This is a genomic window from Myroides sp. LoEW2-1 (assembly GCF_009767705.1).
Classification (GTDB): Bacteria; Bacteroidota; Bacteroidia; order Flavobacteriales; family Flavobacteriaceae; genus Flavobacterium; species Flavobacterium album_A.
The window spans coordinates 1-15515 of record NZ_WSPP01000123.1 but is presented as its reverse complement, the minus strand read 5'-3'; the positions used below and the strand labels follow the sequence as shown (position 1 = coordinate 15515).

Here is a 15515-nt window from a genome sequence, read left to right as displayed (position 1 = left end):
CCGTTTTCTCTAAAATAAAAACATTCAAATTTATCAATTATTCAAAAAAATAGAAACAAAAAACGTAGCGCTTCACAACGCTACGTCTAAAACAAACTAATTCAATCTAACTCTAAAACCAAAGTAGAGTCTTATCGTTGAGATTACTTTTAAATATCTTACAAAAACATTATTGTAATTTCTATCCTTTCAAATATAGCGCAATTTATTATTAAAATCAAAACAGAAATTAACTTTTTATTAGCAAAACAATATCTTAAAAAAGAATAATAACCAATACATCTGTAAAATATGAAAATATATCTTATAAAAATAAGACATAAATATTATAAATATAAAAAACTACACTTAAATAAAACAAAAAAACACAATATCATAAAATTAACCAAACGAATACAAGGACCGTACTTCAAACCATTTGTCGAATGTGTTTTTACTGACACCTCATGGCATCATCAACCACAAGATCAAAAGATTGATAAGAATTATTCAGATACAAGTCAAACAGCCAATACAAGCAGTAAAACTAAAACAACATCATCAACCACTACACCTATGCTTATTATATTCAAAATCTCCTTAATACTCCTTCAACATTTCTTCCCCCCTCCTTCAAGTAGTATTATCTCGGAAAAATGTTGAAGCTGCTGTGAAGAACTTATGCAAATAAGGCATAAATACAGCAATGACTACTTATCGTTTAAAAGAGAAATACATTTGCCTAAAACAAAACAATCAACTAATAAATAGATTGTATAAATGACCTCCCTCCTTCTGTTAAAAAACCTGAATTCGATCTAAGTCAGCAGTTAATTACTACCTGATATTAATTGACAATCTTCCTATAGCTTTGTAGCGAGATGCAAGCACATTTCTTGGGGCTTTCTTGCACCTTTCTTCGACAAAAAGGCTCTCTAAGCCAGAAAACTCCAAGAAAAGCGCAAGCAATCTCCAAGAAAGTGCAAGCTAACCCCTCGAATAAAATAGATTAATCTGCTTTTTAAAATTCGACAACTTGATCATCATTTTCGGTAATTTCGTCAATAGATAAAAAAGAGATAATCTTCTATAGTGAATAAATACATATAAATTACTAAATCGAAGGCGATAGTCTAATTGCCATTCTAATATCGAACTCGCATTAAACTCAAATGAAAAACACACTATATTCAGGACTTAAACCTCAACATCTTAGTACTTAAGCCTTAAAAAGACCTATTCTTTACCAATAATTCTGATTTCAAAAACAACAAATTCTCTTGAACAACAATTAGATTGAGTTAAGCAATACAAGACGAATAGCAATATGATTCATTTTATATTTTTTTAAATTATCTTTGCCTTAATAACAATACAACTACACAATGAATTACTTTTCTACTGATTTCCGTTTGGGAATATTAGGAGGAGGTCAATTAGGTAAAATGCTCCTATATGACACTCGTAAATTTGACATCGCTACCAATGTACTAGATCCCAGCAAAGATGCCCCTTCTCAGTATGGAGCACATCAGTTCTTCCAAGGGGATTTAATGGATTTTGAAACTGTTTATCGCTTTGGTAAAACAGTGGATGTCTTAACGATCGAAATAGAAAATGTCAACTTAGATGCACTTGATAAGTTAGAAGAAGAAGGGCTTAAAGTATTCCCTTCTCCTAAGACACTTCGATTAATCCAAAATAAAGGAAATCAAAAAGATTTCTATACTACTCATAATATCCCAACTGCTCCTTATAAGAGATTCTCAGATATAGAAGCTCTAAAAACAGCAGCTACAGCTAATGAAGTAACGATGCCATTCGTATGGAAGTCAGCTCAGTTTGGGTATGATGGCAATGGAGTAAAAGTAGTTCGCTCGATTACTGACTTAGATGTACTACCTAATGTAGAGTGTATCGCAGAAGTAATGGTTCCTTTTAAAAACGAATTAGCTGTGATCGTAGCCCGTTCTGCTTCTGGAGAAATCAAAACATACCCTGTAGTAGAAATGGAGTTCCACCCAGAAGCTAACCAAGTAGAATATGTGATCTGTCCTGCGCGTATCGATAGCGCTGTAGCGGATAAGGCAAGGGCTATTGCGCTACAAGTTTCTGAGAAATTTAATCATGTAGGTTTATTAGCTGTGGAGATGTTCCAAACGCAAGATGACGATGTATTAGTGAATGAAGTGGCTCCTCGCCCTCATAACTCTGGACACTACTCTATAGAGGCGAGTTATACTTCTCAGTTCGAACAACACATCCGTGCTATTTTAGATTTACCTTTAGGGAATACGGATAGCAAAGTGGCTGGTATCATGGTAAACTTAGTAGGCGCTGAAGGATATACTGGACAAGTGTACTATGAAGGAATGGAAGATATCTTAGCGATAGAGGGTGTGACTCCTCATATCTATGGTAAACGCGAAACTCGTCCTTTTAGAAAAATGGGACACGTAACAATTGTCAATAGTGATATGACTAAAGCGAGAGAAATAGCTCAGCAAGTAAAAGAAACTATTAAAGTAATCAGCAAATAAATCTTATGAAAATAGCAGTAGTAATGGGCAGCATATCGGATATGCCTGTCATGCAAGATGCAATCAATATTATTAAAGAATTCGGTGTAGAAGTAGAAGTGGATATCGTATCTGCTCATAGAACACCTGAGAAACTTGTAGACTTTTCTTCTAATGCTCATAAGCGCGGTGTTAATGTGATCATCGCAGGAGCAGGAGGAGCAGCACACTTACCTGGTATGGTAGCTTCAATGTCTCCACTTCCTGTGATTGGAGTACCTGTTAAATCGAGCAACTCTATCGATGGATGGGATAGCGTACTATCTATCTTACAGATGCCTGGAGGTGTACCAGTAGCTACAGTAGCCCTTAATGGTGCTAAAAATGCAGGTCTTCTGGCAATACAGATATTAGGTAGTCAAAATGAAGACCTTCTCAATAAGATGGTAGATTATAAAAATGGATTAAGAGAAGCGGTGCTTAAAGCAGCAGAGTCAATTAAATAATTACAAATTACGGCGCTCTTCGAGCTAATTACGAATTACGTAGGTAATCGCAGTTAATATGAAGAGCGCCGTAATACTTAAAATAAAACAATCCTCTATAGCTTAATCAAAAGCATGAAAGAAGACAATATTATACAGATTAAGAGCTTCAAATTCGCTGTAAGAATCATTAAAGTTTACCAACATTTAACAACTGAAAAGAAGGAGTACATATTAAGCAAACAATTACTTCGTTCAGGCACTTCTATTGGTGCTAACATAGAAGAAACTATTGGTGCGCAAAGTGAAAAAGACTTTCTTTCTAAATTATCTATTGCTTATAAAGAAGCTCGTGAAACCCATTATTGGATACGCCTTTTAGCAGAAACAGATTACTTTACACCTAAAGAAAAAAACAGTTTATTAAAAGATATTGAAGAATTACTAAAACTCATAGGTAGCATCCAAATATCACTTAAAGCTAAACTAAAAAGTGCCAAATAATATTTACAACTCAAAGTTATTCTTTTCAATAAAAAACACTTCATTTACATCAATATACCTCATCTAAAAAATGTCATTCTTATTTTGAAGTAATTAAACATAAGGATGTGATCTTTCATTACCCTCAAAAATACATAATCGATGAATATACTCATCGATCTCTATTATTGAATATATAGCGTACACCCCAAAATATTAGATATAGATTAGAAGTGATATATATACTTAATGCCGTAGGCAAACCATTTGTAATTCGTAATTTGAAAATCGTAATTAAAGAAACAGGCTGTGTTGACCTGCTGCGATCAAATCCCTAAAAACTCTATTAATTTCTGAGTTCTTATTAATTACGTCCAAGCCCAAATACGGTAAACAATTCATTACATCTTCACGCCCTTTAAAGACAATGCGTTCACATACCTTGTCAATTTCTTCTGACATTTTACATGAAATATCACCACCTTCCTTTACTACTTCCCAACTTTCATGCGCCTTCTGATAAAACATAATCTTGCGGTTCAAAAAAGAAGATTTCATATTCTCAATAATACTCTTGTGCTTTATGATATATTCCTTATTAGATAAACTGTCAAAGTAATTTTCTGCCAATTCAATAAAATGAGCTTGCATCCCAATGTGATTTACAGCTAAAGTAAACTTAGCAAAGGGCAAAAAGGGAAAGCTAAAAACATCATTGTTGATAACCTTAGTTTCTTTAGCAATAGAGAAAGCACGTTCCCTACCAACCCTAACTCCTTTTACGTTAAATGAATCACTACCCGTAGAGATTAACCCTATTGTATCCCATTCTTTGACAACTTCAATTTCTTCAGGTAAAAAGCAAAAAGACTTGTAGATTGGATTCCCATCAGCATCTGTCACGAATGTACCATTGCGCTCAATACGACAGTTCGCAGTAAAACCAGTACTGTGGTGCAATCCAGTTGCGACTTTCCAATGTCCTGTTACGATATACCCTTCCTCTATTTCAATTGCTACTCCTCCCACTTTACCACTTCCTGCTAAACACACTTTGGGATTGCTAAAAAGAGTTTGGCTAAAACTACTATCTAAATACCCTACAAACATATTTGCGCCACTACACAATGTCACAGTCCACCCAAGACTACCATCAATAGTAGCTAACTCTTCCTCTACCTCCAGAGCTTCTATAAAGTCTAATTCTAATCCATTAAACTCCTTAGGTACAAAAAGATTAAACAAATTATATTCATACAGGATTGCCAATTGTTCTTTTGTCAAGTATCCTTGTTGCTCAGCTTGAGGAACAAATTTTCGCAAGATATTCCTATCCTCCAAAGATATTTTATTACTCATTTGTTATCATGTTTTTTGATTGAATACAAATCTATCATTTTTTAAACAGAGAACCTTTACAAATAAAGACTTAACAAACACTTCTGCTGTTTTTTGACAATTCTAAAGCAAAAGAAGATATTATCAATATACAATCTTACCTATCATAAAAAACTAAAGGCTTCTCATACAAGCCAAACTACAGAAACATTGATATAGATTTAACAACAAATTCCTTGAAAATAACGTACTTTTATACTTTAAATAAAAATTAATTATACAAGATATGTCGGCATTGAACAATCCATTTAACACAGTCCATGGAACAGCTCCATTCACTCAAATTAAAACGGAAGACTATATACCTGCTTTCCAAAAAGCAATACAAAATACAAAAGCAGAGATAGACGCTATTACTGCTAACGCTGCAACACCTACCTTTGAAAATACCTTAGAGGCTTTAGCGTACTCAGGGATGGAATTAGATATATTGTCTAATATCTTCTTTAACCTGAACTCAGCTGAGACAAATGATGAGATGCAGAAAATAGCACAAGAAGTTGCTCCTATGCTATCAGCATTGAGCAATGATATCTCTTTAAACGAGGAATTGTTTAAACGCGTAAAAGCAGTTTATGAACAAAAAGAGACACTGAACCTTACTATAGAACAAGAAACCTTATTGACAAAGAATTATAAAAGCTTTGTCCGCAATGGTGCATTGTTATCAGAAGATAAAAAAGAAAGATTAAGAGCAATAGATGCAGAGTTATCTACAACTGCGTTGAAGTTTGGAGAAAACGTATTAGCAGAAACGCATAAATACCAACTACACCTTACGGAGGAAAAAGACCTAGCTGGTCTTCCTGAAGGTGCTGTAGAAGAAGCAAGAGCTTTAGCTGAACAAGAAGGTAAAGAGGGGTGGGTATTCACATTAGACTATCCAAGTTATATCCCCTTTATGACCTATGCTGATAATCGTGAATTGCGCAAGGAGATGGCTATTGCAGCTGGTAAGAAAGCCTTTCAAGACAACGAACACAACAATGAAGCTAATGTTTTAAAGATTGTGAACCTACGTCACGAAAGAGCTAATCTATTAGGATATGCTACACATGCACACTTCGTATTAGAAGAGCGCATGGCACAGAGCCCTGATAAGGTAAATGCTTTCTTAGAGGAGTTGTTAGCGAAGGCTAAGCCTGCAGCTGATAAAGAGTTTGCTGAATTAACTGCTTTTGCAAAGAAGATAGACAACATTGATGTATTGCAAAAATGGGATGGTTCATACTACTCTGAGAAGTTAAAACAAGAGCGCTTTAGCTTAGATGACGAATTACTTAAACCTTACTTTCAATTAGAGAATGTATTAGACGGTGCTTACCAAGTAGCGAATAAGCTATACGGATTAGTGTTTACAGAAGTACAGACTATAGAGAAGTACCACGCAGATGTGCGTACATTCGAGGTAACGAATGAGCAAGGAGATTTTATAGCTGTGTTCTATACAGACTTCTTCCCACGCAAAGGAAAGAGAAACGGTGCTTGGATGACTTCATTCAAAAACCAATATATCAAAGACGGCATCAATGAAAGACCGCATATCTCTATCGTGTGTAACTTCACTAAACCAACTGCTACTAAGCCTTCATTACTTACATTTAACGAAGTAACAACGCTATTCCACGAGTTTGGACATGCATTACATGGTATGTTAGCAAATACAACTTATCCATCGTTATCTGGAACTAATGTATATTGGGACTTCGTAGAATTGCCAAGTCAAGTGATGGAGAACTGGTGTTATGAAAAAGAAGCTTTAGAGCTATTCGCTAAACATTACCAAACTGGTGAAACTATCCCTATGGAATTAATAGCAAAGATCAAAGAGAGTGCGAGCTTCTTAGAAGGAATAGCTACAGTACGTCAATTGAGCTTCGGTCTATTAGATATGGGATGGCATGGTCAAGACCCTACTGCTATCACAAGTCTAAAAGACTTCGAAACAAAACAATTTGCTTCTACACAACAATATCCTGATGTAAAAGAGAATGCAATGAGTACTTCATTCTCCCATATCTTCCAAGGTGGTTACTCATCTGGATACTACAGCTATAAATGGGCAGAGGTATTAGATGCTGATGCATTCGCATACTTTAAGGCTAATGGCATCTTCAATAAAGAAGTAGCTACTAAGTTTAAAGATTATGTTTTATCTCAAGGGGGAACTGATCACCCAATGACATTATACAAAAATTTCAGAGGTCAAGAACCTACTCCTGATGCTTTATTAGAAAGAGCGGGATTGTTATAAGTTAACGGTGGACGGTTTACAGTTAACAGCTGTAGACCGTTTAACTATAATCACAAAACAACTAAGCCCATTGCAGTGCAATGGGCTTAGTTGTTTTATATAGAAGATAACCTATATTGTAGTTATTAGATAGCAGAGGCAATCTATTGCCGTCTCTAAAGCAAATTACTAACCATCAATTGTAAACTATAAAAAACATTCTTCATTATACTCATAATCATCCAAAGTAATTGGCATCTTATCTGCCTCTTTTAGATTTTGTTGTGCCTCATTAAAGCGCTCTACTTCAGAATCTACCTCTGGGGTTTTAATACTGCCCAAAAGTGCTTGAATGCGATCTAATTCTCTTTGCTTATCTTCACGCAAATATCCCTCTGCTAATTCACAGACTTCACTAAATATCTTACCGCCTACCAACTTTAAAAAAACAGCATCGGTTTTATCATTATCTATACCGTCATCTTCACTATAGACAATATTGTAATTTCCAATAATCTGTATAGCTTTCTGTAAACGCAATTGATCTGCATCTCCTAAAGAAGCCATCATTTTATCTTCTGAGTCCATATAGGCTTCCATATCCTCTACGGCTAACCTCAGTTCATTTGTTTTTACTTGTTCTTGTATTACCTCAACTTTACTCTCTTTTTCAATTACAGCAACTTTTACTGCTTTGTCTTTACAACCAACAGTGAAAAGTGATAACATCAATAAGGTTAATCCTAAGTGTCTCATATATCTAATTTAAAAAACAAATGTAAATCATAACCTATCCATGAGACAATAGCTATAAACAGCTAATTCGAAAATAAAAATGGAGAGATGATTACTCTACCTCTCCATTTATTCAAACAAAACAACCATAAATTGAGTACTCAAATTCATTAATCCTCTAAATCCCCAAATTTACCAGCGTTGAAATCATTTACGGCTTCTATCAACTCTTCTCTTGTATTCATTACAAAAGGACCATAGTGCTCGATTGGTTCGTTAATTGGTTCACCTGCCATGACAAGCACAACTGCATCTTTGCTAACTTCTACATCAAAATTCTCACCATCGTGTTGCATAACAACAACGTGATCGGTTGGAACAGCATATTCCCCGTTGACAATTATTTCTCCTTCGATTACTAACAATACAGTATTATAGTGATCTGGAAAAGTATAATGAGCCTTTGCCCCAACCTTACCTTTTAAATTTGATAAGTGAATTGGAGTAAATGTAGATGCAGGACCTTTTGTCTCCTCGTATTCTCCAGCAATAACTTCTACAAATCCAAGACCATCTTTTAGAGCGTACTTTTTCATATCTGAATGCTCTATCGCCTGATATTTAGCAGGACCTTTTTTATCCTTTGCTGGAAGGTTAACCCATAACTGTACCATCTGAAACAGTCCCCCAGTTTTACTCCATTCTGTTTCGTGAAACTCTTTGTGCAATACTCCAGAAGCAGCAGTCATCCATTGCACATCACCTTCTCCAATAATACCTCCACCTCCACTGCTATCACCGTGTTCTACACGTCCTTTATAAGCGATCGTTACTGTTTCGAATCCTTTATGAGGGTGAACACCTACACCTCTCGGAATTTCTGATGGTCCAAACTCATACTTAGAATTGTAATCTAACATAATGAATGGATCCATTCGCTTCATACTCATTCCAGGCATGCTTGGAATAAAATTATGTACTCTAAAACCATCTCCTACAAAGTGAGCTGGTTGCGGTGCTACGATTTGTTCTATGCTTTTTGTTTTCATATCTCTTTGTTTTTTGTATTACAAATTTACGACCAACAATCTCCTTAAACACTTAACCTACAACAAGAAGCAAATCGCATAAAAAAAGGAGACTTACGATGTAAGTCTCCTTTTTTCTATATTAAACAGTAATAATCTTATTTAATCTCTACGTTAATTCCCTCACTATGTGCACTCATCTCAGGAGCATACATACTTTGCATTGTAGTAATGCCATTAGAGAATGATCCTTTTGAACTCGCTCTCAAATCATACTCAAAAACATAGGTTCCCCTTTGCATTCTTGAGATAAAAAAGTTCGTTGAAGCATCTCTTGTTTCTTCGTAGTACGACAATTCTCTACCCCATCTATATCCAGACAATACCGTTGTAGGTTCAAATCCACTTGCTCTCATATCTTTGATATGAACATAATCCATATCCCTATCTATCTCAATTTCTAAGCGTACTGTAATTTTATCCCCTACTTTAACAGGAGTAGCAGCTGTGATTTCTTGTAACACTTCTCCTTTATCAGTATTTACCTTGATAAATAATTGTTTATTAAAACGGACTCCTGTACTCGAAGAAGTTATCTTATCTATATTTTCAAAATATTGCCAATACATTGCCCCATAGGCTATCCCTGGAGAAGTTTTCTTTACTTCAACCGACTTCATCAATGGATTAATCTCTCCTTTTGACCAAGCTTGTTTAACATATCCATTCGTTAATTGTTCTTCTTTTACAATATCTAAAGGTTCCCCTCCTATCTTAATACTAACTCCTTGCTCTGCATCAATCCATGACTTGCCAATTCCCATTAAAGCGTAAATTGCTTTAGCTGTTGCATGATCAGAAGACCATCCATTTGTTTGTTTGTTCTTCAACAACCATACTTTCATATTCTCGATTTCTTTCTCATACTTGGTCGGGTTAATCTCATTAGCTGCCTCAAGTAATAAAACTTGATTTACTATAGGCAATTGATACCATAAATACCCTGATTTATTGTTCTTCCAATAGGTACCCATTTCATCCGTTTCCACTGCTTGACTAAAGATAGACTTCAACAACTTATTTGCTTTACTGGTCTTCCCATAGCGGTTAGCAATAATGGCATGTACCCCTCTTGTATAGACATCTTCAGCAACATCTGCATCTTCAGCATTTTTCAAGTAGTAATTAAACATCGTTGTATATTCCTCCTTGATTTTGATATCGTCAATAAAGAACGAACGAACGTATAAATACTGTGCATTTATAGGAGCATAGTTTTCTTTCTTGTTTTTCATTTGACGTTGGTAACTCTTGAATTGTTCTCCATCAATATACTGAATAGCATTAGACAACATCGTTTTATAATCAAAGCCCAAATCACCTGATAACATTCCCATCTTTTTTAAGGTTCCAAAACCTTCTACGATAGATTGCGTAATGAACAAGTTTGAATCACTTCCTGCAAACCAAGGGAAACCTCCATCATTGTTTTGCAGTTGAGCTAACTTAGTAAACTTATCTTTACGGTCTAATTGCATCTCATTCAAATCGAATAACAAAGCAATGCGTTTCATTCTATCTTCCTCTTTCTCTGCTTGAACTAACCAAGGTGTTTCTGCTAACAATATTGAGCGTAGTTCTTCATTCTTACTTAAACGCGATGTAATTTCACCTGACTTATTCCATTGATCAAATACTCTTTTGATTTTAGGATTGCTATTTATAATCCCTGTAGAGATAACATTGGCATAAAGTTGACGGAATATGCCATCTGTATTTTTTACGTCATTATCCCTCAGACTTGGCAAGGAGAATACAGCATTCCACAGCGGATTTGTAGTCATCTCAAAAGTCAATCTATAATCTTGCGTTGTATTGGTTCTGCCACTTTCTAAGCGATCGAAATTAAAGTGTTTATCTTGTCCTTCTTTCACGTAAATAGGCATCACCTCTGTTAGTAATATATTATTAGTTAATACAGGTAATACAGATTCTTCACCATCTGAATACTCACCTGATTTAGCTACAACTCTATATACAACTGCTTGTGTGGTTTCAGGAACACTGATAGCCCATTCTACTACAGCAGATTCTCCTTTTTTTGTTGCAAATGCTTTTAGATTCTCGCTATTAGCAAAAGTTTCATCTATTGGCTGCATTGTCACAGCATCGAAAAACATTAAAGCTACTGTTCCATTCAGATCCTTACCACTTAAATTAGCCACTTTAGCTGAAATATTCAATTTATCTCCTTGTCTCAAGAAACGCGGTGTATGAGGAATAACCATTAGCTCTTTCTGCGTTTGGACTATTTTCTCAATATAGGCACTCTTCAAGTCTTTCGTATGTGCAAAAGCCATAAACTTCCACTGAGTTAAAGCCTCTGGTGCCTTAAACTCAAACACAATATTCCCATCTTTATCTGTTTTAAGTTGTGGATAGAAAAATGCCGTTTCATTCAGATTACTTCTACTTTCAATTTGCGCTAACTCTTGTAGAGCTGCTTCTTTCGTAGTAACTAAGATTACACCATTTGCTGCTCTACTACCATACAAAGCAGTAGCTTCATTTCCTTCTAAGACATTCATTTCTGCAATTAAATTTGCTGCAGGCAACTCTGTTCTTACTTCTCCATCTACAACATATAATTCTCCTGCTTCAAGTGAAGGACCTACACCTTTTGCACCTTTTGGTCTTACTCTTCCAATACCTGGTTCAGCCATAGCGGAAGCCATAACAGCTCCCCCCTTAACAGGACTTGGTGGCGCAGAAGCTAAGATAGCATCAGAAGAAATGTTATTCCCCTCAGCAATAGAGTAATAATTATACGAAAAACCAAAAGTGTTTAGTTTTATTAATTCAGGTATATAATAAGATTCATAACTATCAATAGTATATAAGATAGTTGTAGGATAATTTATATTATCAAATACTTTCCTAAATGAGTAGTAGTTACTATTATCATAATATTCTTTTCTTTTCACAAAACTATGATTCATGGAGTGAAAAGTAAACTCGTCTAACGATTTATCATACATAGATGCTAAAACCTCAGCAAATACTTTATCTTTTTGTTCTCCTTTTATGGTCAAACTCCATGATTCTTGCTGACCTGGTGCCAACTTATCCCTGAACGTTCCCATTTCGATCGAGATACTTTCTCTATCTTGTGGCACAGTAATACTGATAGACTCCGTTTGATATAAATTATCTTTAACTGCTGTAAAGTAAACGATTGCTTCTCCTTTGTATTCTTTCTTAATTGGCAGTTCTATATTCGTAATTCCCTTGTCAATCACAACCAATTTACTTGATCTACGCTCGCCCAATGCATAAAGCTCCACCAATACTTTTGTCTGATTAATGGCAGCTCTCAACTTAAAAATGGCTGAGCCTCCGTTTGTATAAGTACCTTGCGTTTCTTCTACTTGAATTAAATCACTTAATGGTGAAGTAGTATCTAACTTATTGACCACCTGCACAAGCTGATCAACTTCTATCAATTCGCCATTTGCTCCGATTACTTTACCTTTTAAGACATAAGACCCTGACTTAATTGTATTCGATTCTTTCCAAGTAATTTCCTTTGATTCCTTGGTATTAAATCCTCTTGTAAAGATTGCCTTTCCCTCTTTCCACTTTTTCTTATCCAATTCATTACCATATGGCAAATAAGGAAACAGTTTCACAAATTCACTATAAGAATATACTTCTTCGTCACTTAACTGATAATGCTTTTTGTTTAGGACACGTGTAGGATATAGGGATTTCAGCTCATACAAGGCAACCTCCCCTGTTGTAGGGTAGTCTTCCTGATTTAAAGTCTTAGTTGATATTGTAAAACGAGCTAAATCCTCTGGAGTTAATACATTTCCTAAACCAAAATCAAGCATAACTGATTTATTACCTACTCTTACTATACTTGAAACAGAATGTGTTTCTCCTGTTTCATCCACAACATCAACATTGACGGTATATAGATAAGTTTGCGTGCTGTCTTTATCTACTTCTTCTTTCTCCGGAATAGCTTTAAAGTCAACAGTAAACTTTCCGTCCTGATCTGTAACTGTTTCGCCTTGTTTAATTTGCTCTATAGGATAATAAGGTATAGACATTCGCTTATACCATGGCATAAAAGTGTACTCTATAGATCGATCAATGCGATAGACAACTTTAGCATTGCTGATTTTCACTCCTGAAAAAGCGATTGCTTCTCCCGTCACCGTAACTTTATCATTAATTTGATATGGTTTTTTAACCTTGTCTACTTTTACCTCAAACTTTGGACGCTTGTATTCTTCTACGCTCAAATACTGTACTCCATTTGCCCCTTGTACTTCAATACTATATCTGCCCAATCTTCCACTGTTAGGCAATACGAAAGATCCTTGAATTGAACCAAACTCATTAGAAGTCAACTTAAGTGTCGCTACTGAATTGTTGTCAACGTCCTTCAATATAACCTCTACTTGCTTATTTGGTTCTATCTTTTCTTTCACCCCTACAAGAGAGGTCAATATGCTTTTAAAATATACTATTTGACCTGGTCTGTAAATTGCTCTATCAGAAAAAGTCTTTGCCAAAGAATACTTTTTATCTTCTATTTCATTTAAGTAGTCATTCTTATAATATCTATTTGAATAAATAATATTATCGCCTTCAAAAGAGAAATTTCTATTTCCTGTTTGTTTATCTAACGACAAGTCATGCTCCCCCTTACTATCGGTCACTATAATTGTTTCCCAATAGTTCTTATCATCCTTATCACTTCTCGAATTTGCCACTTTAATACGAGCGTTTGCCAATGGTTCACCTGTTACTCTATTATAGGCACGCAACGACTTTTTCCCAAAGACAATAACTTTATCAGTTACATTTACAGGAATGTATTCTACGTTGTCTTTTCCGTCGATTAACTTATCAAATGGAGAAGAACTCACAACGATGAAATACTTACCTGCTGTTAGAGCATGAAGAGCGACGTGTGATGCATGTGTCTTATAGTCATCATATTTCTTTAATGACAATTCATACGAATCTACACGCGTACTTTGCGTTGTTAAATATGAATACCCCTCTTTCTGATGTAGATCAAATTCGAACTCGTTGCTATTGTTCTTATTTTCATTGGCATAAATATGTACATATACCTTATCTGTATTTTTGTACTCTACAAATAGGGGAATGTGTTTATTCTCTAGTGCATAAGTTGAAGTTCTTATTGCAATTTTGGCATTACTTATATTCTGTTTAATACTTGTAAAGAACTTTTCTTCTTCAACTGTGATTTTTCCCTTTAGCGTAGACAAAGCTTTATCTGCAAAAGCCAATACTTCTTGTCCTTCAACTTTAAAGTCATTTGTCACAGAATACTGAGAAAAATTATCGTAAAGAAACTGAGCGTACACTTTATTGACTGCGACATGAGTTGCGTTCTCCTTCAGCAATTGTTCATAAAGTGCCTTTTTATCCACTGAAGTCAAACGATGATTATTCTGAACTTGATACAAGCTGACATAAAGTACCAAATCTTTTTGATTTCTCTTCTGCAAATCACTGATTACTTCTTTTTCATATTTTTCTCCTTCTAACGTTTTAGCCTCAATGTCTTTTTCACTTAAAGTATAGTCATAACTAAACTTTAAGAAATTAGCATAGTCTAAACGAATAGCTTCGTAAACTGAAAAATAGGATAAGTCAATAGAAGACTTCTTGTCGTATAAAAACAATAATTGCCAATCCTCTACTAAAGTAAATGGATATTGCTTACTCAAGGCGATTGCACTCTTATAGTACTTGTTTATTTGGAGATCTAACATCTCTATAGTAGCAAAGCGAATATCGCTATTGTCATTTTTATCTGCTAATGCTGTCCTATTAGAAATTTTATAGAGATTTTCACTTTTATAGATAACGTAAAGTTTAGCTATATACGCATCTATAACTGCAGCATAAATACCACTTGCACTTTTGCGTTCGTCTTCAAAAGAATCCATTATTACGTTGACATTATAATCTTGTTCAGCCTCCGTAGTAATCATGATTTTCGCCTTATAAAACATCGCTTTCAAAAGACTTGCTTGGTCTTTTTGTTTACGAGATAAGTCAATAATCTGTTCTACTTCAGACCTCATTTCTTTAACTTCATAATTGCGCTCTTTATCCAGAACGTTCTTCCAAAGTTTAGAAAGCTCATTATTACTTCCCCCCTGTCCAAATGTAATAATAGGAGCAAAAAGCATTAAATACATCCCTATATTCTTCATAATTCTTTTTTATAATATTCTATAAAGTTACTATAATAAGAAATGACATTACCAATATCTCATCACTTCTTCAAAAAGAAAACGAGATTTGTCGAAAAGAATTGTGGTTTAACACCTTTAAATAATATACTCGCATCTCTTAATATCCCCTTATTAAATACAAGAGATCTATTAATAATTTAGAAACAATACCCCTTTTTTCCCAACTAATACTTCACAATTTGATAATACTAAAATCTCTTTATTCACATTTATACTTGGTTACTTTGATGAAACAAAAATTATAAAAAATCATTGTTGTCCGATAAAAAGAGTAGTTTTTTCAGACTACTCTAATTTTTAGTAAGTTTGAAGTAACCACACTTTAAACTACTATGGGTAAAAATAGT

The 15515-nt window shown here is 34.7% G+C and carries 8 protein-coding genes; 4 read left to right on the top strand and 4 right to left on the bottom strand.

All coding sequences use genetic code 11. From position 1 onward, the window contains the following. Positions 1-1364 precede the first annotated feature (1364 nt). From GOQ24_RS08375 to GOQ24_RS08365, 3 genes are all read left to right on the top strand, one after another. Entirely contained in the window at positions 1365-2519 is a 1155-nt protein-coding gene (locus tag GOQ24_RS08375) for a 5-(carboxyamino)imidazole ribonucleotide synthase (protein WP_155091358.1), read from the top strand. A gap of 5 nt (positions 2520-2524) precedes the next feature. Further along, positions 2525-3004, top strand: a complete 480-nt coding sequence (gene purE / locus GOQ24_RS08370; protein ID WP_155091357.1) for a 5-(carboxyamino)imidazole ribonucleotide mutase — start codon at positions 2525-2527, stop codon at positions 3002-3004. A 114-nt stretch (positions 3005-3118) separates the two neighbouring features. After that, a complete protein-coding gene (locus GOQ24_RS08365; RefSeq protein WP_160339464.1) occupies positions 3119-3487 on the top strand; it encodes a four helix bundle protein in 369 nt (122 codons plus the stop codon). A gap of 273 nt (positions 3488-3760) precedes the next feature. Here the strand turns inward: GOQ24_RS08365 and GOQ24_RS08360 are convergent, their stop codons facing one another. After that, positions 3761-4825 carry an acyl-CoA dehydrogenase family protein gene (locus GOQ24_RS08360; protein ID WP_155091355.1) on the bottom strand — a complete coding sequence of 355 codons (1065 nt, stop codon included), beginning with the start codon at positions 4823-4825 and terminating at the stop codon, positions 3761-3763. A 265-nt stretch (positions 4826-5090) separates the two neighbouring features. On the opposite strand from GOQ24_RS08360, the gene GOQ24_RS08355 reads away from it, so the two are divergent. Further along, the gene (locus GOQ24_RS08355) at positions 5091-7118 is read left to right on the top strand and encodes a M3 family metallopeptidase (RefSeq protein ID WP_155091354.1); all 2028 of its coding nucleotides are present in this window, start codon (positions 5091-5093) and stop codon (positions 7116-7118) included. Between the two features lie 186 nt (positions 7119-7304). On the opposite strand, the gene GOQ24_RS08350 is transcribed toward GOQ24_RS08355, so the two are convergent. From GOQ24_RS08350 to GOQ24_RS08340, 3 genes are all read right to left on the bottom strand, one after another. Further along, on the bottom strand, positions 7305-7853 hold the full coding sequence (locus GOQ24_RS08350) for a hypothetical protein (protein WP_155091353.1): 549 nt from the start codon (positions 7851-7853) through the stop codon (positions 7305-7307). A 149-nt stretch (positions 7854-8002) separates the two neighbouring features. Beyond that, on the bottom strand, positions 8003-8881 hold the full coding sequence (locus GOQ24_RS08345) for a pirin family protein (RefSeq protein ID WP_155091352.1): 879 nt from the start codon (positions 8879-8881) through the stop codon (positions 8003-8005). 137 nt (positions 8882-9018) lie between these two features. Continuing rightward, entirely contained in the window at positions 9019-15126 is a 6108-nt protein-coding gene (locus GOQ24_RS08340; protein WP_160339463.1) for an alpha-2-macroglobulin family protein, read from the bottom strand. Between the last annotated feature and the right edge of the window lie 389 nt (positions 15127-15515).

What these genes read in the sequence shown, in the direction of transcription:
- GOQ24_RS08375 (WP_155091358.1), top strand. Translation starts at nt 1,365, where the DNA reads ATGAATTACTTTTCTACTGATTTCCGTTTGGGAATATTAGGAGGAGGT.
- purE (WP_155091357.1), top strand. Translation starts at nt 2,525, where the DNA reads ATGAAAATAGCAGTAGTAATGGGCAGCATATCGGATATGCCTGTCATG.
- GOQ24_RS08365 (WP_160339464.1), top strand. Translation starts at nt 3,119, where the DNA reads ATGAAAGAAGACAATATTATACAGATTAAGAGCTTCAAATTCGCTGTA.
- GOQ24_RS08360 (WP_155091355.1), bottom strand. Translation starts at nt 4,825, where the DNA reads ATGAGTAATAAAATATCTTTGGAGGATAGGAATATCTTGCGAAAATTT.
- GOQ24_RS08355 (WP_155091354.1), top strand. Translation starts at nt 5,091, where the DNA reads ATGTCGGCATTGAACAATCCATTTAACACAGTCCATGGAACAGCTCCA.
- GOQ24_RS08350 (WP_155091353.1), bottom strand. Translation starts at nt 7,853, where the DNA reads ATGAGACACTTAGGATTAACCTTATTGATGTTATCACTTTTCACTGTT.
- GOQ24_RS08345 (WP_155091352.1), bottom strand. Translation starts at nt 8,881, where the DNA reads ATGAAAACAAAAAGCATAGAACAAATCGTAGCACCGCAACCAGCTCAC.
- GOQ24_RS08340 (WP_160339463.1), bottom strand. Translation starts at nt 15,126, where the DNA reads ATGAAGAATATAGGGATGTATTTAATGCTTTTTGCTCCTATTATTACA.